Origin of the sequence: Klebsiella sp. K4, assembly GCF_014596785.2 — a bacterium.
GTDB classification, from domain to species: Bacteria; Pseudomonadota; Gammaproteobacteria; order Enterobacterales; family Enterobacteriaceae; genus Klebsiella; species Klebsiella pneumoniae.
The window spans coordinates 125,454-146,908 of the sequence record NZ_CP115022.1 but is presented as its reverse complement, the minus strand read 5'-3'; the positions used below and the strand labels follow the sequence as shown (position 1 = coordinate 146,908).

Below are 21,455 nucleotides of genomic sequence, written 5' to 3'. Positions count from 1 at the left end.
GCCAAAAGTACGTTGTCCGATAAGATAAAGAAATATGGGCTAAAATTTTGAAAAAATGGAATTCATCCAATAATGCAATAAATTAGAATCGTATTGCTGATTTTCGTTGATTCCAGTTGATCATATAGAACCATGAATCATTATGCCCATCATCACCGAGGATTCCCCTTTTGCATTGGTTAGTTCGTCTACGCCTGACCTGGCGCCAGGTCGTCACTGGATTTCCTTCACGTGCGAGGCTGGCAGCGCGTGATGCACTTGCTACTGCACTCGCCTGCCTGCTGTCATGGATACTGGCCGTATGGCTGCTGGGACATGAACATCCTACTTTTGCCATCGTCAGTGCCGTGGTATGTCTTGCTCCGGGCGTACCCAGTCACCTGAAACAAGCAAGAAATCTAGTGATTGGTTGTACGTTCGGTATTGTGATGGGGGAGTTGATGTGGCAGTTACCCGATACTCACCCACTGATTCGGATGTGCGTCGGTATGTTCTTCGCTATTTTGTTTGGTGCCGCCATTGGCCCGGCCCCGGTGGTACCAATCCAGGCTGGAGTATCGGTTGCTTTGGTTCTTGCCATGGGGCCAGAAAGCGCGGGTGGAACCCGTTTGGTGGATGTTTTGCTGGGAGCCTCTGTAGGATTATTATTCAGCCAGGTGCTTTTTACGTCTAATCCATTTAGTGATATTGGGCGTTCAACTTCTGATTTCCTTCGACAACTCGGTAATGGGATGGATCGAATGCTCAGAGCCTGCGAGGTGCAAAGCAGTAAGGGGGCAGAAGCCGCTTTGAGTCAGCTTTCAGATGCTCAGTCAGCTCTGGCAGCTCTTCGTGCCGCTGTAGCTGAAGCACAGGTCAGTAAACGCTGGTCGCTACGGGGTCGGCTACATGCAGAGCGGATTAACATCGTCACGCAACGTTACGACCGCCATGCAATACGGGTATACGCAACTTCCCTTTTATTAGCGGAAAGCATAAGCCGAGCCATGTCGCACACGCATACTCCGCCACCCGCCGCAGTTATGACGTATTGCCAATGGCTATCAGATAACTGCATGGAATTAGCCCGGCAATCAACCGTTTTTGTGCTAAAGGAAAGTGCCCCCCAAGCTTATATGGGCAAGCAGCCACAGAGCACAATCTATAAGTGCGATATATTACCACCAGAATGGCTCATTGTAGAAGATAATGCTAAACAACTGGAGTATGCCTTACAGGTGCTACTGTGTTCACGAGATGCATAATTGTAATGCCGAGATAACTGTATGCTGAACTACTGTTAGTATTTATCGACGTGTGTCACTTCCGTCACTTGGCTGAACAGTGGAAGATCTAATGACAAGTGGGTAATGACTCCAACTTATTGATAGTGTTTTATGTTCAGATAATGCCCGATGACTTTGTCATGCAGCTCCACCGATTTTGAGAGCGACAGCGACTTCCGTCCCAGCCGGGCGTTGCGGCAGTACGAAATAGCAAATTTCGGCATTACTGTCCCAAACGCGAATTTCTTTCTCCGGTGGAAGCTCAGTACCGAACTTCTTCAGCACGCCTCTTGGATCAATCACCACACGGGAGCGGTACTGTGCAGATTTAAACCAGATTGGCGGCAATCCCAGAACCGGCCACGGATAGCAGGAGCACAGCGTACAAACAACGATGTTATGTACCGCATCACTGTTTTCGAGGACGTGAATGACTGCGCCTTCGGCACCTGAAAAAACCATCTCGCTGATGGCAGCCGTGCCATCTTCAAGCAGCTTTTTTTAAATTCGGCATCAAGCCAGGCGCGCGCCACGACACTGGCACCGTTACGGGGACCGATCTTGTTTTCAAAATAGTCCACGATGGCGTCTGAAGTTTCTGGATCGAGCTGACCTTTCTCCGTCAGGAATGACTGAATCGCCCGCACTTTGATGGCATTTTCGGAAGGTAAGACATCATGATTTGATATGCTGACTCCACTGTAAGTGATTCATAACTGATTGCTCCAGCCTGTTGGCTGGAGCAAAGAAAATTAAAGGGCGGGATGAGTGCGATGCCAGTCAGTAACCTGCTGCCACGCCCAGCCAGACTGTATCAATGCGGTTTCGCCAAAATGTGGTGCAACAAGCTGGAAGGCGATTGGTGCGCCTGCAGCAGTACGCCCGCAGGGCAATGTCAGAGTTGGGTGGCAGGTCAAATCAAAAACGCTGGTGTAACGCAGCACACCACTGAACAGTGTTTCGTCCTGACCAAACATGCTCATGAGGACTTTTACATGATAAAGCAAATGCGCCAGCAGGGTGCGTATATTGTTGATATTGCCACTCAGGTTGGTTGCTCTGAGCGAACTGTCAGACGGTACCTGAAATACCCGGAACCTCCGGCCAGAAAAACACGCCACAAAATGGCCAAACTCAGGCCGTTCATGGACTATATCGACATGCGTCTGGCTGAGAATGTCTGGAACGGCGAGGTCATCCTCGCGGAAATCAAAGCGATGGGTTATACCGGCGGACGCTCCATGTTGCGTTACTACATCCAGCCAAAACGTAAGATGCGGCCATCGAATAAAACGGTTCGCTTCGAAACTCAGCCCGGTTACCAGCTCCAGCATGACTGGGGAGAAGTTGAGGCTGAGGTTGCCGGGCAACGATGCAGGGTTAACTTCGCGGTTAACACGCTGGGGTTCTCACGTCGCTTCCATGTCTTCGCGGCACCAAAGCAGGATGCTGAACATACCTATGAGTCACTGGTCCGCGCCTTCCGCTACTTCGGCGGCAGCGTGAAAACCGTGCTGGTCGATAATCAGAAAGCCGCAGTGCTGAAAAATAACAACGGGAAGATGGTGTTCAACTCCGGGTTCCTGCTGCTGGCCGATCACTATGGCTTCCTGCCACGGGCATGCCGTCCACGAAGGGCCAGAACCAAAGGTAAGGTGGAGCGGATGGTGAAATACCTCAAGGAGAACTTCTTCGTCCGGTACCGCCGGTTCGACAGCTTCGCCCAGGTTAATCAGCTACTGGAGCAGTGGATGGCTGACGATGTCGACAGGCGAGAACTTCGCCAGTTCAGGCAGACACCGGAACAGCGCTTCACGGGGTTTGAGATCCAACCGTACGAAAACGTACGGTAAGAGGAAAATTATCGTCTGAAAAATCGATTAGTAGACAAGAAAGTCCGTTAAGTGCCAATTTTCGATTAAAAAGACACCGTTTTGATGGCGTTTTCCAATGTACATTATGTTTCGATATATCAGACAGTTACTTCACTAACGTACGTTTTCGTTCTATTGGCCTTCAGACCCCATCACCGGCAGGGGCTGCAGTGCTGGTATGCACTTTATAGCAGTCCACCCGGCGGGACAATTCATGAAAGCTGGTGGGCTCGTAACCATCACACTCAAAACGTAAGACAACATACCTTATAGCCCTGCAAAGCCTTTGCCCCGGAGCGCCACGCTCTGCGTGGGTCGCGACTGTGCACATTTTCGGCATATTCTTTTTTTCTTTTTTTTTATTTTTTCTCTTTTTTTCGTCCGCGCGGGGGCGGTGGGCCTGGCACGTTGAAGGTCAGGACCCTTAAGGGTATGTTGTCTTACGCAGGCTCTTTTGCTGCCTGCAGCACTTGCCGGCGATCAGAATCAGGAGAATGGCCATCGCCAGTTTTCCCTCATTTATGGCATACAGTAGACATCAATCCGGTGTAAGGTACCGGTTCTGACCGGACTATTTCCCCTGGGGCTGCTGTTCGTTACAGCTCTGAGCTGATACCGTGGATACGCGGTTTGTTCTTACGCTTATCACCGAAAGTGGCGAACGGGCCTTACGGGCGAACGCTTTAACAGAATTAACACCAGCTTTGTTAGGGAGATAATAAGTGAACATCGAAGCGAAGCAGTTTCTTACCGGCAGCGGCAGAAGAGTACTGACAAATGAGGGCAGACAGGGTATGGGTGGAGTTGCTGGTGTAGGCTCTTCAACCGAGAAAATGCTGGGCTACGTCGCTGAAGCTGTTTTTGAAAACTGCGGCCAACTGGATAACCAACAGCTCGATGACATTATCAGCTGGATACAACTTTATAAGTCCTGAATGATGCATGAGTGTACAATGCAGCTCGTGTTTCTAACCGACGAAGCGTGCCAGATTTGAAATGTATATAAATCTGCTACACATGGGGTATCTATGAAACCTGAAGTTCGTGAAGCTCCGATTAGTATCCGAGCCAAAAAATCACAGCGTGACCTGATCGACATGGCCGCAAGCCTGGTCTCAAAATCACTGACTGATTTTATGCTTGAGGTCGCCTGCAGGGAAGCACAGGACATTCTGCTTGATCAACGCCTGTTTCTCCTCAATCACAACCAGTTTAAGGCGTTTATAGAGGAGCTTGACGCCCCAATAACGCCGGAGCGCAAGACGCGAATCGATAACCTGATGAACCGCAAATCACAATGGGAATGAGAGCGCCTGAATCCCTGACGGCTGAACATAACATCGCTGATGTTCTGTTGCCAGGTGCCTGCCCTTAATAAGTGGTTAAAGACAAAGGCTCTCAGAAACCACAGTACCGGCATTTCCCGTGTCTATGCCGTTTGCGCAGAAAACACGAACCGGATCATCGGTTATTATTGTTTATCTTCGGGTAGCTTCCGCCATAAGACAGTGCCTGGGACATACCGACGCAACGCACCTGATGTCATTCCGATCATTGTCCTGGGACGGCTTGCCATCGACCACTCCTGCTCCTGTGCTTATCCTCCCGGGTAGATCGGGCTTTTATGAAAACAGTGACATGTATAGGGAAGAGGTATGCCGGAAAGCGGGTTGGACGTCCTTCAGTACTGAATGAAGAACAGAAACTACGGTGATTGCACAGATTAAGCGGGAGTCGTTTTTCAACAAAATGCCTGCAGGTCAGGGGAGAATTCATCGCAGGGATGTTATGGTAGATTGCTTGCCAGTTTGAAAGTAGCCTTACCAAACATTCAGGGAAAGGAGAGTCATCGGTATGACAATTTTAGTGACGCTACAGGCTCAGCTCATTGTGGGAGAAGAGCAGGTGATAAAAAGCCTGGCACCGGAGGGGATGCTGGCGGCCGTATTTGAAGACGACGGCCGGACCGGGTATTTCTATGCGCTCGATGAGTCCCTTGAAGGAAACCCGATTCTTGATGCAGTGCATATCTACAATGTCGAGGATATATCAGACGCCCACATTCCTTCAGACGTTAAAATCGGCTGGTCTGAAGACAGTCAGAAGTGCGTGCTCCTTATCAACGGATATCCGCATGCAGTGTTCGATTTCGTGGGGAAAAATGGGTACTGCAGAAGTGGATACCCACCCCCGATTAACAAGGTTTGGTCTGTGTCCGGACATGAATGGAGCGATTCGGTGGATGACTTTTTCCGGTGAGTTACGGTGGGCTTAACGCCTGCCGCTTTTCTTTATCCAAAGTGAAAATGTCGCCCTGAAGAGACCGGACGATTTCATGGACTTTCAAATGATAAACCAGGTATCCAAATGCCCGCTTCTCTTTCATGCCTTAAATGACGAAGTCGTGGCGTTTTACACAAAGTTTGGATTCGAGACCTCTGCAGTCAATGCACTGACATTATTGTTCCCGGTCAAAGTATGAAAACTGCTCGGCGCTGATGGAAGGCTCGTCCGGGGCAGGATAGCAGGTGATGTTACTCATACTTCCCTGGGACTGGTTCCCCCATATAGGTGTGGGTACAGCAACGGCAAGTTACCTTAACGTCCTTTCCCGTAATCGAAGGGTTTACCTGTTGTAAGATTCCATTTCCATCAACAAACAGGCCCGGATAAAAGCTGCTGTCACCGATACGTACCAAATCTCTTTTCTGATGCTCATGCAGCGCGACCAACCAGAAAACAGGCTCTGTTGTATCAAGACGACCACATACTTCGCTGAATACCTTATCCCACGGTTGGCCAATCTGTTTGACGAGAAAGTAAAACAATGGGGTATAGTCACGGCCTCTCTTTTGCCTGCCATGCATTGTCTCGCGCTTTGCCAGCAGCTCGTCTTCGGCTTTTTTACGATTTCGCCCCCAGCGATACTCCCCCCCCGGATTAATTGAATAATGCCGCGTAGTTGTATTGTCACTGCGATATAGTTTACGTGACTTGTTCAGTTTATGAGTACGCATAGCCTGGTCTTCTATATGCTTCTTTCTTATGTGAGCAAGAGCACTCACCGGATCCGGGTTCAGTAGCCTGTGATGGCTAAAATTAAGGTCATGTTTAAAGGTGATTGTCTCATTCTGCAGAGGTATCTTTCGCCAGACAACCACCAAAATTCCGTTTCTGGCCCAGAGTGGCCTGTCAGGTGAAGTTGAGCTCTGCGCTGCAACAATGTCAGGTCAGGGTTAATGTAAAGCTAAATTTCATACCAACAAAGACATCCATTACCACACAAATACTCCTGGAATAAGCCCCGCTCGTACAGCAGGGCTTATCTGATTTACATACCAAAACGCCTGATAACGTTTTACCTCACTCTACCTTTTGCTGGTGATGAATATCAGTTAATTGTAAGCGTCGTCTCAGCACCGTCTGGCAGATCCTGATATTCCTGAGAGGATAGTGGACACCAAATATGGTGGACGCTATCCATGAAATCATTAACCGCAGTGCGTAAAAAAAGCCCTAATTATCCCGTTGAGTTCAAAATCAAAATGGTTGAACTCTCGCATCGACCAGAGATCTCCGTAGCGCAACTCGCTCGTGAGCATGGGATCAACGATAATTTGCTGTTCAAGTGGCGCCAGTACTGGCGCGAAGGAAAACTACGTCCTCCTTCAACAACAGAAAACAACGTGCCTGAGCTGCTCCCGATAACACTTGATGCCGAAGATGTTGTCCCTGCAACCTCCCCCCGGTCACAACCTGTAGCTGCTGCGGCACCTGAATCACTCAATATCAGCTGTGAAGTGACGTTCCGGCACGGATCACTCCGTCTGAATGGTGCCATCAGCGAAAATATCCTGAACCTGCTGATACGGGAGCTCAAACGTTGATCCCATTACCATCAGGGACAAAGATCTGGCTGGTCGCTGGCATCACCGATATGAGAAACGGCTTCAACGGCCTGGCGGCAAAGGTGCAGACGACGCTGAAAGACGATCCGATGTCAGGTCACGTTTTTATCTTCCGTGGGCGTAATGGCAGTCAGGTAAAGCTCCTCTGGTCTACCGGCGATGGACTGTGTCTGCTGACCAAACGGCTGGAGCGCGGCCGCTTCGCCTGGCCGTCAGCCCGGGATGGCAAAGTGTTCCTCACACCGGCACAGCTGGCGATGCTCCTTGAAGGTATCGACTGGCGGCAGCCTAAAAGACTGCTTACGTCACTGACTATGTTGTAGGCCTCTTTATCCTGGTCGACGCTGAATGAGCCTGGTAATATACCCGGTATGAACAGCTTACTTCCTGACAATATCGATGAACTGAAACGTCTCCTTGCCGAACAGGAGGCGCTGAACCGTGCCCTTCTGGAAAAGCTGAACGAGCGTGAACGCGAAATAGATCACCTGCAGGCGCAACTGGATAAGCTGCGCCGGATGAACTTCGGCAGCCGCTCCGAAAAAGTCTCCCGCCGTATCGCGCAGATGGAAGCCGACCTTAAGCAGTTGCAGAAAGAAAGCGATACCCTTACCGGCCGGGTGGATGACCCGGCCGTGCAGCGCCCGCTGCGGCAGACCCGTACCCGCAAACCGTTCCCTGAATCACTTCCCCGTGACGAAAAACGGCTGCTGCCGGCAGCGTCATGCTGCCCGGAATGTGGTGGTGCGCTGAGTTACCTGGGTGAAGATGCCGCCGAACAGCTGGAGCTGATGCGCAGCGCCTTCCGGGTTATCCGGACAGTACGTGAAAAGCATGCCTGTACTCAGTGCGATGCCATCGTGCAGGCCCCCGCGCCTTCACGGCCCATCGAGCGGGGTATCGCAGGACCGGGGCTGCTGGCCCGCGTGCTGAGTTCAAAGTATGCAGAGCACACCCCGCTGTACCGCCAGTCTGAAATATACGGCCGCCAGGGTGTGGAGCTGAGCCGCTCACTGCTGTCGGGCTGGGTGGATGCGTGTTGCCGGCTACTGTCACCGCTGGAAGGGGCGCTTCAGGACTATGTGCTGACTGACGGTAAGCTCCATGCTGATGACACGCCTGTCCCGGTGCTGTTGCCAGGTAATAAGAAAACGAAGACCGGGCGGTTATGGACCTACGTTCGTGACGACCGTAACGCCGGGTCAGAGCTGGCGCCGGCAGTGTGGTTCGCTTACAGCCCGGACAGAAAAGGTATCCACCCGCAGAGCCATCTCGCTGGCTTCAGCGGTGTTCTGCAGGCGGATGCGTACGCCGGGTTCAACGAACTGTACCGCAATGGACAGATAACGGAAGCTGCCTGCTGGGCTCATGCCCGCCGCAAGATCCACGATGTGCACGTTCGCACCCCGTCAGCGCTGACGGAGGAAGCCCTGAAACGGATCGGTGAGTTATATGCCATCGAGGCGGAAATAAGGGGGATGCCGGCGAAGCGACGCCTTGCAGAACGTCAGCAAAAAGCTAAACCGCGGCTGAAATCCCTGGAAAGCTGGCTGCGTGAAAAGGTGAAAACGCTGTCGCGACACTCAGAACTGGCGAAAGCGTTCACGTACGTACTGAACCAGTGGCCGGCGCTGGCTTACTATACTGACGACGGCTGGGCCGAGGCAGATAACAACATAGCTGAGAATGCGCTACGGATGGTCAGCCTGGGCCGCAAAAACTACCTGTTCTTCGGTTCGGATCATGGAGGAGAGCGGGGAGCGCTGCTGTACAGCCTGATCGGGACATGCAAACTGAACGGAGTGGAGCCAGAAAGCTACCTCCGTTATGTCCTTGACGTCATTGCTGACTGGCCGATAAACCGGGTCAGCGAACTACTCCCCTGGCGCGTAGCACTGCCAACTGAATAACACATCCCCGTCAATACGGTTCTCGCTGCACGCTTACAGTTAATTCACCACGAGTTGTACCACTACCAGCCGCCCACCATCCTCTGAAGAAAGGATGAACTGGGTGTTGTCCTCCAGCAGCAACTTTTCACCAATGCCGACCGTTTTCCGATCGGGAAGTGATATGAGCCCGCTAAGCCCCTCGTTAACCAGCCACCACTGGTCATTATGGAAGACGAAATAACCGACCCTTTTCTTCTGCTCATCAGTGGTTCGTTCGTTAGGAGCAATCAGTCGGTTGACGTGCCATGCATATAATGACTGACCGCTCCACACCATAAGCCGGTGATCATCTGGCCTGAAAGTTCCAGCCTTTCTCGACGAATACAGATTCAGGATGGGGAGTTTGCCTTTGTAGGGTGTACCGCAGTAGGGACAAACGGGTTTCGTCTTGCCATTGAAAACGTACCATTTCTGGTCACAATCCTTGTTCTGGCATGGCTGGATGAGATCGACGGTTTTTACCAGGGCGCTCTCCCATTCATCGGCTGTAGGGCGCTTCGACGGATCATGCAACCCGTCAATAAAAGCCCGGTCGAAGAGAGGTTTCAGGTAGGGCCCCATAATGGTGTACGGGATTTTCTGAGGATCTGCCCACGGGAGCGAAAACGATGAGACCTGATTAACCTTAACTGCATTGCTTCTGTCAGTCGGGTGTTCGATAAAAAGTGCCCGCTCTCCCATGGAAAGCGCCTCATCCCTGACCTCATCATCGATATCGTGAATTTTTCCTCCCCGTAACGGGTGCCGGAAAAGAAGATACATGTAAATGAGTACCGAAAGTGCATGCCGGTCAGTAGCGATACTCGGCAATACGCGGCGGGGATCGTCTTTAGGGAGATGGCTTGTCTTCACCACTTCCGGTGCAATAAAATCAGGTGTGCCAACCACGTCTGGAGGATATTTTCCCGGAACCACCAGCCCATCAACATCAATAATGCATGCGTGGCCTAGTTCCGGATCTATCAGCACATTTTTATAACTCAGGTCACTATGACACAGGCCCGCAGCATGCATTCGTCTGACTGCACGCGTTAGAAGGATGCAGACCTTCAGATAGTTAAGCGTATTGCCACGTTCACGCGGATCCAGAAATTTATTCTGATTGTTCGCGCTGGCAAACCATTTCCCTTCCTTTTCACGTCCTTTGATCCCGAGGAAATCATTGTTTTTGGAACCATATCGGAAGAAGAAATGCTGCTGGTAAGCAGGTACAACAATACCCACCTTATCAGCGTGCTCAACCACATCAGTGGGCCAGCAGAAGAGACCTTTCCAGTAATCTCCACCCGTCTGCTCAAAAATATTCTGCCGGTACCTCCCGGTGATCATGTTGATACGTTCCCGGGCCTGTTCATTCTGAGGTTTATGGTAGAAGGCTACGACATATGATTTATCCGGAGAAAAATAAACGTCTTTCATTGAGCCAGAGCCGATGACTTCATCGACATACTGAATGGTTTTTCCATCCTTAGTTTTGCATGTAATTATATTTGCCATGAATAGCCACCTGCTATCGCATTAATTTCACCAGAGCACAATGATTGTGCGATCATCGTGATTTCCCGGAGAGAAAAAGTTAAGCCACTCCACCAGTTGTGCCGAGGCATGTTCAGGGTCTGTGAGTAGGGGAGAGAGCTCGGCCATCAGCCTGTCCCATTTTTGTGGATTCTGAAGCCCGTTATCCGTTTCAAACCAGGGATCGGAAACACCATCCGTCATCAGAACCAGATGCGATATGTCGTTCCACTTACCGATACTGATACGTTTACTGAATCCGGCATCACTGACGGCATCGGCATCCAGAAAACGCGTCTGACCTGCATACTCTCCGCTATCCGGAGTCCCAAGCACTCTGACTTTGCCAGCAGGTCCATATGCAGCTATCGCACCGTCACCTAACCAGAAAGACGCGGCAAAAAGATCAGCACCGTCGCGAAAAGTGACGGTCGCGAGTAAAGTTGTTGAGAATGACTTTACTTTATCTTCAGCCAAAATTGCGGCACTGCTGATATTGTTTACGGCCAGTACCGCTGCCTGTCTGAAGTGGTGGTTCATAAACTCCCATACTGCTCGCTGATCTTCACTGTTCCAGCGAAGGACCCTGTTTTTGATCTCAAGCCCTTTTTCAGTCTTGAACTGGTTGAAGAGATAGTTACCAACAGTTTCAGAAACGATACGGGAGCCTTCCCGGGAATATTTAGCGCTCCCCGCGCCATCAGCTACCAGTAATACACTCCATCCGGATACATCACTGAAGTTGAGGTAATAATCGTCGTCACGAAAAGAGCCTACATGTTCATGGGAGCGTCCACGACGGCTTGCTCCGGCAATATGAATACCTGACCGACAGACACTCTGGTGGTCGATACTCTTCTTGTAGAATGGTGCATCAGAAGGCGGGTCAATCACTTTCCAGAGACTTTTCGGATCAGGGTTCACGACAAAAAGTAACTTTTTTTCATTATCACGATGTGAGCTGCATGACCATTTCACAGTCAGTTCAAAGTCTCCGCTGTGCCCTGGCGTCCCCTGGAGGCGTCGCTCATTGATATCAAATATCAGCCCTATATCCTGAGAGAAGTTAACCTCCGTAATCTCTGCCTCAACACCTGTATCAGTCGCTATTTCCAGTCGAACATCGTAGGGTTCACCCGCCCGTGCATTTGGCAGCATGATAAACACCTCCGGCACTTTTCCGGGGGCAGGGGATGTTTTATTCTCCACTCTCTGAGGTACTTCCCCGGGCCGTAAAGCACTGACTGCGGTGTCAGCTGAAAGGTTGTCAGAAACAACCGGACTGGTTTTATCCATGTCTTCTGGTTGCGCCGTGACGGAAGCCTCGGTCTGTAAGACCCCGGTTGCATCAGGAACTTCTTCAGTGAGTCCCTGAACGCCTTCTGACGCTGTATCATCCACCATTTCACTATGCGCTTCCTGCTTATCATTTCCCTGAAGTGCAGTAGCGGCATGGACGGGTTCAATCTCAGGTCGATCAGCTTCGCTTTCACCCGAGTTTTGAGGTGGGAGGATTTTGTCAGAAAAGGGCTGGGTAAGACATTCTGAAACTGTTTGAGTGTTCTCCGCCGGTATGGCTTCGCTTGCACAGTGTTGAATGACCGTTTCTCTCAGCTGCCGCACAGCAAGGGCAACATCAGGTATGTTACCAAGACAGCATACTTTATCAGCATCAGTCGGTTCCCCTGATGCCTCCAGAATGAGAGCAATAATTTTATGTTCAGGTGTAATGAACTCGCTCATTAGCCGCGTCCTCTGCTAACGTTAAAATCTGAATTTCCACCCTCGCTCTGAAAGGACAAACCTTTCCCACACCATGGGCAGTTCACATCATCAGGCCCATCAATACAGAGAAGTTTTCCGCAGGTACACATCGCAAAAGCACTACTGTTTCCGCAGTGTGGGCACCCTGGTACGCCATGGAGTTCACTGGTGTTTATCTGCGCCCCGGCTACGGACATATCCGTCCATGAGAAGTAATCTTCATCCACAGGATAACAACCAGCAATGTTAAAGCTGTTAAGGTTTAGATCGAAAGCGAGGCCCGATACCCTGGCTGGCGGACGCTCATACTTAATCAGATAGGGTCGACGGGTTTTACTGCAACGCCCGGTTAATACCACACAGTTTTCATCGTATGCACGGGCTGTGTCATCTTTGGCAAGTTTGACGATATAGTCAGTTTGTTTCAGGGGCGGCTGAGAATCCTCGCCAACACTACGACTGTGAGCTGTGACTGAAGCTGTGATCCACTGGATAAACCGCGAAAAATCGCCTTCCTGATTTTCGGTAAACGATAAGACGTTTTCAGTCAGTTGCCTGAGTACACTGAGATCAACTGATGGTCCGATCCCCACAGCAATCATATTCAATTTTTTTGCGTAAAATTCGTTCCAGCGCTTAACCTCAGCTGAAATGTCATCTGTCGGTCGGCCGTCAGTAAGTAAGTAGACAACTGGCTTCCAGTCACCTTTTTCTTCCAGCGTCGTTTTTCGGACCTGAGAATCTATTTGTGTTGTCAGTTCCCGTAAGGCAGTCGCGAGGTTAGTTCCTCCACCGACAGGAAGGCGAGGGGGATAAAAAGACACAATGTCATGTAACGGGACAATCGTTCTGGCAATACCGGCAAAGGCAATTACTGACACCCAGACAGTCTCCAGAGCATGAGGGTCCTTACGCAGATCGCTCACAATCTTCTGCAAGCCATCATTCATCCTTTTCAGGTTTTCACCAATCATGGACTCAGAACAGTCCAGAACAAAAAAAACGGGAAGTCGTCTCACAGGAAACTCCCTCATAGCAAAATGTGACGTCCATAGCAGAGATGGACTTTATCGGTATACGGCAGGGTTATTCCCTGCCATACCGGCGTAAGTTACAGAACAAGCTGGATTTCGGGTGGTGGTGGTGGAAGTGTGTCCGAATCAGTAGTGACTCCGGCACTGGAGCTTCCTGAAGCCACGCTGGCACTGACCCATTTGAAAAAGCCTGAAAATGCGGTCGAATCCAGTGTTTCAAGAGCCACAACTTTGTCAGTCAGTAGTTTCAGATGTTCGTGTCCCGCTTTAGGGCCAACAGCACAGGCTATAATGGAGCCAAACGAACGCCGCTGAACCTCTTTAACAGCTTCCCCATAAGCCCAGGCATCTGACGGAGTACCATCTGTCATCAGAAACACCAGCGGTCTCCAGTCGCCTTTCTGTTCACCATCAGAGCGGCGAATATCCCGGTCGACACACTGGATCAGACATTCAAGCGCCGCGCCGGTAAAGGTGCCGCCCGCACTTGGTACTTCTATATCAGAAAACTGAAAGTCAGCCAGGGCAGTGAGGGGAACATACTCCCGGGCTTCATTATCGTATGTAATTATTGAGATATGGACGCTTTCAAGCGCATAAGGGTCCTGTCTCAGGGCACTCAGCATAGCCTGCACACCCACATTCACTGAATGTATCGATTCTCCTCTCATTGAGCCGGAAGTATCGATGAGCAGATATACGGGTAGTCTTCGCATTTAGATATAGTTCCTCAGATGGCTTACGAACGAATCGGAGGTGGAAGGCTCGCCTATCGCATTCAGTTTCCAGCCACTGGATTCCCGGACAAGCTCAGCAAAGACCATCGATCGCTGACCATTAAAGGCTACACCGCCGGAGAGGTCAAAGCGTGCCATTTCCACATTTTTTCCGTCTACCGCCCGGATAAATGCATTTTGCACTTTTCCAAAGTGCTGCTGTAATTTTTCGCCGTTGTAGATCTGAACAATAAAGACAATTTTTTCGTACTTCGGATCGATGCTGTTTAGTTTTACGATAATTTGCTCATCGTCTCCGTCACCGGCACCTGTCCGGTTATCGCCGGTCAACCAGATCTGCCCTGATTTATGGCGAAGACTGTTGAAGAAGACGATATCGCCGTTAACCAGTGTCGGCTTACCATTTTCAACATTGCCAAGGTCAGTCACTTTACCGGCTGCGTTGCAGAGAAAGGCAATAACATCGAGGTCATACTCCTCCTCTTTTTTGCCAAAAATTCCACCCAGGAACCCTTTTTTCTCTTCATTGATGTCCCAGCCAAGACCTATCGTGACTGAGGAAAGATCGAACTCATTTTTACGCAGGCTGACGCCTTGCCCTTTCCGTAAGCTGACAGTCATAGGATCCTCTCTTAAGTTAATTGCTTATAAAACCACGTTTACTTCTGGCGGCGGTGGAGGCAAATCATCAAGACCGATAACTTCTTTTTTACCGGCATCGACTTTCTGGCTACCTACGGAAACACTGGCTGACACCCATTTGAAAAAAGCTTTGATGGAGGAACTGTCTGCAGTATCCAGCTGGAGAACAATCTCTGTAATCTCCTTAAGTACCGCTGTGTCGGCATCGTGACCGGCAGCACAGGCTACAACTACCCCTTTTTTGGCTGCTTTGAATTCATTCAGTCCTTTACGCCAGTCATCCGTAGGTCCGCCATCCGTCATCAGGAAAACGAGTGGACGCCAGTCTCCTTTTGTCTCCGCTGTCGTTTTCTGAACTTCTGCATCAATTCGGTTTGCAGTCAGGGATAAGGCTTCGCCCAGAGCGGTAGTTCCGCTTGCCGAAAAAGAGGGGAGATTGAAACTGAGGAGATCTGTAAGAGGTACGGCCTGACGAGCAGTAGAGTCGAAAGTAATGACAGAGACATATGCAGTTTCCAGTGCATAAGGATCCTGCTTCAGGGTGGTCAGTAGTGTCTGGACACCATTTTTAACTGCCTCTATAGGCTCTCCGTGCATTGAACCTGATGTATCGAGAAGCAGATAGACGGGAAGTCTTCTCATCTTAAACTTTCCTTAATGGTTGATGGGGGAGCTCATTTCCTGAACATGGTTTTATAAACACTTCATATCATATTACTAAAAACAAAGGCATATAGTTAGTTCAGCAATCACAAAGTGAGATTTTCACGTTGTTTCAAACGCGCGAGTTGGTTGAACAACAATACAAATTTGCAATATTTCAACAATACGATCCCCGCCATTTTTAGTAGGCATTCGCCATATTGATAACCCGTCGCCGGGAAACTGGACAGGTCATAATCTATATAAAATATGGTTTAACGTTTTTGCATTTAATAATACGGTGACGATGGTCAGTTAAAAGAAAACTAATAAAATAAAACACAGGGATTATTTATGAATTACTAATCTTTATTTTATTAATTTGCTTTTTATCTGTAGTTATACAATAAACACCTGTTGGGAAAATGGTAAAGATTGCCGATTAGTGGAGTGAGAACAACCACCCCACTAATATTCTGCTATTTCTTCATTTCATTGATAATTTCATCAATTTTTAACTCTACTAATTTTTCTACTGCCTCGCTTCTTGATGTACCGCTTAGCGCAGCCAGTTTGTCAATTTTGCGAAGAACACGGCGTCTTATCGACAGGGAAACGGAAGTTTTTATATCCTTATCCAGTACCACCCGTGCCCCCTGGTCATGTGTTTTTAAATCAGAATTAAGGTCCAGCGCCTCACTCATTCTCTTTAGTGTTTTCTTATCCAGTAATCCGGAGTGTACCATCTGATAGGAGTGGCCAGCCTTACTGTATTTAATTTCAGCAGCGTAAGTTTCCCTCAGCTCTTTAAGCGCCCGGCTTAGTGTCGGCTCAGAACAGGCCAGCGTCGCGGTGATGGATTGCGCCGATACAGGCTTCCCTGAGCCAAGTATGTTAGCCAGGGTGTAAACTCTTTCCTGTCTGGTGTTTAATTGCATATTCAGTCGGTACCTGCCATCTGGGTCAGTGGTTCTATAGGCTGAAAAATGTAAGTTGAACTCATTTTCCTGATCAGACCTCGATCACCCAATGCTTCAATAGGGTCAACGCCACGCAGATTCCCGAAGTTGATTAGCTCGATTTCAGAGCGGCGTACCCGCCAGGAAATAATGTACTCATCTTCAAGATATCCAGTGCGTTTACTCACCCGCTGAGTGAAGCCTGAAATGACGGCCTGTTCAAACGGAAGCGTCTGAAAAACGATTGCTGCTAATCTCAGCAGGCATCCGTGAACGTGTTTAGCGTAACTTTCCCGGACCGCTTTCTGTGTCATGGCTTTTTCATTGATATCAGTTCCCCGGGCATTCACGCTATACACTTTATCAGGCATATCCTCAATCTCAGGTAAATCAACATCAAGCCAGACTGTTGATTCTTCAGGCCGTACCTCAAACGTCACCAGCGTTTCTCGCGGCCATTCTGTTTGCGAGAAAACTTCCTCAAGACAATGTTCAAAGAAGCGGGCGTCAGATCGGAATTGCTCTTTCGCTAAAGCTACAGACTCCGTGCGATTTTTTTCATGCTCCTGGTACTGATGCTGCCATTCTGCGTACTGCTCAGCCCACGCTATACGCTGTTTCTCATAACGCTGTTTCAGCAACGCATTTTCACGTTCAATATCAGCGACGGACGTCTGCCACCGCCGAAGATTTTCGTTCTGTCGCTCCTGTCGGGCTGCATCAGATTCAAGCCATCCCCCAAGGAAACCGCGACCGGCATGCTCATCAGGTTCTGGTGGAAGAGGTATATATTCAGGTTTGTTTGGTCGTACCGGCGCAGGAAGAGTGAAACTGCCCTGACGGAGCGCCAGGTACTGTGTCTCGAGCGTGGCCCAGGTATTCCCTCCCTTTGGGGAAGGGGAGAGTTCATGGATATTGGTTATCGCTGTTACGGTGGACATCAGTTTTTCCACCACCAGCTCCAGTTCAGACCTCAGACCGGGATCTGCCTGATGCCTGGTATTCACTCTTTCCCGTGCTGTTCTGTCAATCCGGGTGCGGTAACTCAGTCCCGTTCCGGGAAGGCCCAGGTTGGCAAACGTTCCATTCTTTCCCACTGACAGCGAAGCTCCACGGGGGCCAATACTCAGACTGGGGGCCCCGTTACTCAGGTTAACCCTGACCCCCGGGATAATGCTGATCGATTTACGAAATCTGAATCCCATATATGCTTCCTCAGTGCTGCTTAGAAACTGGAATAAGCCTGATTCCTTCCGGATTTTGCCCCGTAGTCAGACCGTATACCTGTCCCCGTCCCAGGATCCCCTGAGCCCACCGGCGATGGGTGGCCGGTTCACACATCGCTCCCTGAGATTTGAAGACTGCCTGGGTGGAATTCAGAATTCGTAACGCATCTGAATGCTCACCAGGAGACACTTTAAGCGCCTCCTCTATCACACTAATCTGATCAGGATGAATGGCCGTTTTACCCACCAGCCCATGGGCGATATCCATAGAGAGTTCTCGTCCCAGAACGCCGTGATCGTCGATGTGTTCGCATACTGGTGCGGTAAGCGCAAAATCACGAGGAGCGAATACTGACACAAGCATTTTTATGACATAACCCATAGGAGTGTCATAAAGGGTCAGATCCCGTGGCCGTCGCAGAGACACGACGTTCATGAGATCGTTTCCGCCGATCCGCAAAGCGATTATGCGGTCACGGCAGTCATGACCCGAAAGTTCATTTGCCAGCGCCTGCATTTTAATAACATCATAGACTTCTTCGGTTTCAAGCGTTGGCATCATCATCAATGATGTTCCGGCCATGATGTCCCACCAAACCGGGAGTGTGGAACGGGTGAATTTGGGCAGTACAAAACCATCAACTGCACTCAGGTCCAAATTAGCCGTTAGCCATCTCCCCATATCAGGGTGGCGTGGACGGATAAATACCAGTGGGTACTTCTCATCATCGTTGACGGCTCTTGCGTGTCTCAATCGCTCCAAAAACTGTGAAAGATTCTGAATCGCAAAAGGGATGTCATGCTCGCTGACCGCATCTTCCAGGCAGACAACCAGAGAGCGTAGCCCCGGTATTTTCCCTTCCAGAACGACCTCAGCGATATCCTTGCGTGTGGCAGGCATATACAGCGTGGCACCGAGTTCCCATGGGTTGGGTTGTTTTTTCATCAGCGTACCTTTTTGATAATGGTAACCGCACGATACTGACCGAGCGTATCCCCGGCTTCCGTCACCTGGATACCTTTCTCTTTTGCCAGCCCAACCAGAAGAGAAACATCCGGGTCATCCATCTGGCGAACAAAAACATGATCAGGTACACGACGCAGAACCGCCCGCGTCGCTTCAGCGATACCCGGCTTAATGCGGTTAATGCTGTCCACCTCATAACGCGCAGCAAGGCTCTGGATAACTTTTCTGCTCAGCTGCCAGCGTGCGGCATTTTTCCCTGCGTCCCAGCCAGAAGCGGGAAGGGGTTTACCGTCAAGCTGTTCACGGAAATGTGCTACCGTATCCACCAGCATCTGGCTGCATTCAAAAGACTGAAGGTGATCGCAAACCACACAGCCATGCAGGCCTTCTTCGGCCCAGACAGAGCGCGAAATCAGACCCGAGACAGGCGCGCCCATGATACCGAACGGGATAAGCCAGTCATCGTCACTGGCAGCAAGCCAGGCACATCCGCAGGGGTCAGCCAGCACAACCAGTCGAGGCTGCTCCGGATAACCGGGACGGTCCTTCAGTGTGCGGGATAATTCGCCGGTAATAGCTCCTTTTCCCGTCCAGCCGTCGACAAACACTATGCCATCAGTACCATGGCGTGATTCGATAAAATCAAGCGCCGCAGCATCAATACCCCTGTCGCGGATAATGCTGATCCCGTAGTGGAAAGACTGTTTTCCCATCGCACGCAGAGCCTGATGCAGCATGACCCCCAGTGGAACACCAGCCCTGACCAGGCTGACCAGGACAATGGGTTCATCGCCAGCACGACGGGCCAGTTCACGAGCAAGATGAGAGACTTCCCGTGCCAGACGTGCAGCTCCCGAGTCAAGCGCACGGGTGAAAAGATCCAGGTGCCAGCGGGTCGGCTCTGGTTCCTGGCTTAACATGTCGGAATAATGCATTTTTCCTGACTGTATCAGTTCTTCCTTCAGGTCAACCGGTGTCATCTCCATGACAATGGGTTTCAGCAAAAAGTGAACATCGTCCGGTTTATAGGAACCAGAAAACGGGGCAAAATGCGACATCTTATTGCTCTCCAAAAATACGCTGTGATATGGCCTCGGCAAACTGACTCTGGCGTGGAAGACCAAACCAGCTGCAGAGTTTCATGAACCGATGGTCGCTCAGGCTGTCACCCAGCCCCATCACCGGGAAAACCCCGCGCTCCTGACGCAGTTTCTCCAGCAACCATGAAACGGCCAGCCCTTTTTCTACCGGGCAGGGTAACCAGGCAATGTTGTTGCTGTTACGGTGGATGTAAAACCCTTCGGTCGAAAAAACGCGCTCAATCTCATCCCCGACAGCGTTCAGTTCATCAAGCTTCGTGCTGTCGCGGTGCTTCATGACCAGATACACCGGCGTACCCTCATATTCGTAGTTGAGGCGTGCCCAGGCATTAATGCCTCGCGCATCCATGAGCTCGGTGATGATATGTTGCATTGATGTTAAGCGGTCGGCGTAGGAGGACAGGCACTCCAGCATATGGGCTTTCCAGTCGCTGTCTGGCGTACCATCTGGACGAAGGATCACCGCGCCATGAGTGGTCACGGCCCAGGAACGGAAGGGGATCTGTACCCGACTGATTTCTTCCGTACCTCTGGCCGTCACCGGAATGAGGTCCGCATGTTCCAGCAACCAGTCCACCAGCATGGCTTGCTCTTCGGTCATAAAACTGCGAGGCGTGAGGCTGCGATCCAGTGCGCCGGTCCGGAACGGTTCAAGGGCAAGTTCATCAACCATTTTTCGGCGGGTCTGGAACAGGGTGTCATCGAGGTCGCTGAAGACGACGGGCTTATTCATAGGTAATCACCTCTACGGTGGGAGCAACAGCGGAAAGCGCCTCAAGCAGCCGGGGGTCCACGCTGGAAGCTGGCGTTTCGCAACAAATCAGGATCCGGTCAAACTGCTGATGAGCAACGTTATAGACATAATTTGGAATACCCAGTCCGTAGTTATCGCTGAAAGCAATGGCGGACTGGATAGCATAACCAGTGGAAATCGGTGAGCGGGTCGTCGAACTGAACACGACCTGAGCACCTGCCGCTTCAAGTCGCTCAGCCAGCAGGAACGGCTCCCAGACAAATTCACCGGTGCCCAGTACCAGAATGTTTTCACCGTGCGAAACCTGAACCTGGAGACCCAGGTCACTCGCCGGTATCTGCATCCCGAGTCGCCCCCAGGATTGTTTGCCTGTGATCGGGACGTTCCCTCTGGAGGTCACATTTACCTGGGGCATGACAGGAAGCGGGGCATCCGGTTCGGGTGTCCAGCGCCAGTTGCCGGAGATGAGCGATACTGTATGTAGGGGCAGGGGGCTGTTCTGACTGAGTGCTTCTCCGCTCCAGTCAGTCAGCGTGACAGCAATAACCCGTCGTACCTTCCGGAGTGCACCCGATGCACGTAATGAGGCGAGAAGATTGAGGAACGTTTTCCCCGTCGTGGCTTCATCATCCACGAGCACTAATGTTTGTGCCTCCGCTACGGTTTTCCGCATGGCCGCAGAAACTGGATAGTAGATCAGGTGGTCTGTGGCATGGCTGTGCTCTTCTTTAAACTCGCACAACAGTTCGGCATCGACCGGATGGCGGGTTGATGTCAGATAAACACAGTCAGGGTGATGCTTGCGCACCTCATCAAACACTCCCGCCCCGAGGCCGACAGCCGTCTCAGCCATCCCGATAAATACCACCGGCCCGTCCAGAGTCCCGGGAAACTTCTCCGCCAGCTGTGTATAAACATTGCGCATGACCAGAGGAGAGACAGGAATATGTCGACCCAGCACTTTACTGACAAACAGAAATGCGCGTTTTGGATTCCGCCGTTCGGCGATATCAAAGAGATCAGTAAGAGGATAATCGGTTTCCTCGCTGCTTACCTCAATTCGCCCACAGGATAATGTCTTTTGATAAACGAAATTACCATCAATTGCTGACATAT

21 protein-coding genes and 3 pseudogenes are annotated in these 21,455 nt (G+C 50.6%); 8 read left to right on the top strand and 16 right to left on the bottom strand.

Going from position 1 to position 21,455, the window contains the following annotated elements; genetic code table 11:
* Nucleotides 1-170: 170 nt before the first annotated feature.
* Entirely contained in the window at nt 171-1,244 is a 1,074-nt protein-coding gene (locus IB144_RS26910) for an FUSC family protein (RefSeq protein WP_001572325.1), read from the top strand.
* 116 nt (nt 1,245-1,360) lie between these two features.
* Here IB144_RS26910 and IB144_RS26905 read toward each other — a convergent pair.
* From IB144_RS26905 to IB144_RS26895, 3 genes and pseudogenes are all read right to left on the bottom strand, one after another.
* Nucleotides 1,361-1,474, bottom strand: a pseudogene (locus tag IB144_RS26905) (IS1 family transposase); the annotation flags it as partial.
* Nucleotides 1,440-1,954 (bottom strand): annotated as a pseudogene (locus IB144_RS26900) (nitrile hydratase subunit alpha); the annotation flags it as partial. The pseudogenes IB144_RS26900 and IB144_RS26905, both read right to left, overlap by 35 nt.
* A gap of 63 nt (nt 1,955-2,017) precedes the next feature.
* Complete coding sequence (locus IB144_RS26895; RefSeq protein WP_024193449.1) at nt 2,018-2,248, bottom strand: amidase family protein; 231 nt, start codon at nt 2,246-2,248, stop codon at nt 2,018-2,020.
* 12 nt (nt 2,249-2,260) lie between these two features.
* On the opposite strand from IB144_RS26895, the pseudogene istA reads away from it, so the two are divergent.
* The 4 genes and pseudogenes from istA to IB144_RS26875 all read left to right on the top strand — a co-directional run.
* Nucleotides 2,261-3,082, top strand: a pseudogene (gene istA / locus IB144_RS26890) (IS21 family transposase); the annotation flags it as partial.
* Between the two features lie 779 nt (nt 3,083-3,861).
* Nucleotides 3,862-4,074, top strand: a complete 213-nt coding sequence (locus IB144_RS26885; protein ID WP_004181742.1) for a hypothetical protein — start codon at nt 3,862-3,864, stop codon at nt 4,072-4,074.
* A 93-nt stretch (nt 4,075-4,167) separates the two neighbouring features.
* Entirely contained in the window at nt 4,168-4,446 is a 279-nt protein-coding gene (locus tag IB144_RS26880; RefSeq protein ID WP_004118062.1) for a DUF1778 domain-containing protein, read from the top strand.
* 547 nt (nt 4,447-4,993) lie between these two features.
* Nucleotides 4,994-5,398 carry a DUF2251 domain-containing protein gene (locus IB144_RS26875; RefSeq protein ID WP_038992151.1) on the top strand — a complete coding sequence of 135 codons (405 nt, stop codon included), beginning with the start codon at nt 4,994-4,996 and terminating at the stop codon, nt 5,396-5,398.
* A gap of 275 nt (nt 5,399-5,673) precedes the next feature.
* Here the strand turns inward: IB144_RS26875 and IB144_RS26870 are convergent, their stop codons facing one another.
* Nucleotides 5,674-6,156, bottom strand: coding sequence for a hypothetical protein (locus tag IB144_RS26870; protein ID WP_004196929.1), 483 nt, complete (start codon nt 6,154-6,156; stop codon nt 5,674-5,676).
* A gap of 465 nt (nt 6,157-6,621) precedes the next feature.
* On the opposite strand from IB144_RS26870, the gene IB144_RS26865 reads away from it, so the two are divergent.
* Genes IB144_RS26865 through IB144_RS26855 form a run of 3 tightly spaced genes read left to right on the top strand, consistent with a single transcriptional unit; the run spans nt 6,622 to nt 8,957 of the window.
* Complete coding sequence (locus IB144_RS26865) at nt 6,622-7,026, top strand: transposase (protein ID WP_003031976.1); 405 nt, start codon at nt 6,622-6,624, stop codon at nt 7,024-7,026.
* Nucleotides 7,023-7,370, top strand: a complete 348-nt coding sequence (tnpB, locus tag IB144_RS26860) for an IS66 family insertion sequence element accessory protein TnpB (protein WP_000612626.1) — start codon at nt 7,023-7,025, stop codon at nt 7,368-7,370. Before IB144_RS26865 ends, tnpB begins: the two co-directional genes overlap by 4 nt.
* Nucleotides 7,371-7,418: 48 nt before the next feature.
* Nucleotides 7,419-8,957, top strand: a complete 1,539-nt coding sequence (locus IB144_RS26855) for an IS66-like element ISKpn24 family transposase (protein ID WP_104897368.1) — start codon at nt 7,419-7,421, stop codon at nt 8,955-8,957.
* 39 nt (nt 8,958-8,996) lie between these two features.
* On the opposite strand, the gene IB144_RS26850 is transcribed toward IB144_RS26855, so the two are convergent.
* From IB144_RS26850 to IB144_RS26795, 12 genes are all read right to left on the bottom strand, one after another.
* Complete coding sequence (locus IB144_RS26850) at nt 8,997-10,496, bottom strand: lipopolysaccharide kinase InaA family protein (RefSeq protein ID WP_080876673.1); 1,500 nt, start codon at nt 10,494-10,496, stop codon at nt 8,997-8,999.
* 27 nt (nt 10,497-10,523) lie between these two features.
* Nucleotides 10,524-12,257, bottom strand: coding sequence for a PP2C family serine/threonine-protein phosphatase (locus IB144_RS26845; RefSeq protein WP_032412835.1), 1,734 nt, complete (start codon nt 12,255-12,257; stop codon nt 10,524-10,526).
* Nucleotides 12,257-13,297, bottom strand: a complete 1,041-nt coding sequence (locus IB144_RS26840) for a TerY-C metal binding domain-containing protein (RefSeq protein WP_080876689.1) — start codon at nt 13,295-13,297, stop codon at nt 12,257-12,259. The genes IB144_RS26845 and IB144_RS26840 overlap by 1 nt, the downstream gene beginning before the upstream one ends.
* Nucleotides 13,298-13,389: 92 nt before the next feature.
* Nucleotides 13,390-14,028 (bottom strand): VWA domain-containing protein, encoded by a 639-nt coding sequence (locus IB144_RS26835; protein ID WP_004026585.1) that lies wholly within the window; start codon nt 14,026-14,028, stop codon nt 13,390-13,392.
* Complete coding sequence (locus IB144_RS26830; RefSeq protein ID WP_004026586.1) at nt 14,029-14,670, bottom strand: TerD family protein; 642 nt, start codon at nt 14,668-14,670, stop codon at nt 14,029-14,031.
* 24 nt (nt 14,671-14,694) lie between these two features.
* The gene (locus IB144_RS26825; RefSeq protein ID WP_004210261.1) at nt 14,695-15,333 is read right to left on the bottom strand and encodes a VWA domain-containing protein; all 639 of its coding nucleotides are present in this window, start codon (nt 15,331-15,333) and stop codon (nt 14,695-14,697) included.
* Nucleotides 15,334-15,812: 479 nt separating this feature from the next.
* Entirely contained in the window at nt 15,813-16,271 is a 459-nt protein-coding gene (locus tag IB144_RS26820; RefSeq protein ID WP_004026591.1) for a ribbon-helix-helix protein, CopG family, read from the bottom strand.
* Nucleotides 16,272-16,273: 2 nt separating this feature from the next.
* A complete protein-coding gene (locus IB144_RS26815) occupies nt 16,274-17,497 on the bottom strand; it encodes a DUF4236 domain-containing protein (RefSeq protein ID WP_112029087.1) in 1,224 nt (407 codons plus the stop codon).
* A gap of 10 nt (nt 17,498-17,507) precedes the next feature.
* Complete coding sequence (locus IB144_RS26810; RefSeq protein ID WP_110184550.1) at nt 17,508-18,464, bottom strand: HpcH/HpaI aldolase/citrate lyase family protein; 957 nt, start codon at nt 18,462-18,464, stop codon at nt 17,508-17,510.
* Nucleotides 18,464-19,543, bottom strand: a complete 1,080-nt coding sequence (locus IB144_RS26805; protein WP_064794358.1) for a cysteine protease StiP family protein — start codon at nt 19,541-19,543, stop codon at nt 18,464-18,466. Before IB144_RS26805 ends, IB144_RS26810 begins: the two co-directional genes overlap by 1 nt.
* A 1-nt stretch (nt 19,544) precedes the next feature.
* Nucleotides 19,545-20,318 (bottom strand): hypothetical protein, encoded by a 774-nt coding sequence (locus IB144_RS26800; RefSeq protein ID WP_004181732.1) that lies wholly within the window; start codon nt 20,316-20,318, stop codon nt 19,545-19,547.
* On the bottom strand, nt 20,311-21,453 hold the full coding sequence (locus IB144_RS26795) for a phosphoribosyltransferase domain-containing protein (RefSeq protein WP_004210246.1): 1,143 nt from the start codon (nt 21,451-21,453) through the stop codon (nt 20,311-20,313). Before IB144_RS26795 ends, IB144_RS26800 begins: the two co-directional genes overlap by 8 nt.
* Nucleotides 21,454-21,455 lie beyond the last annotated feature (2 nt).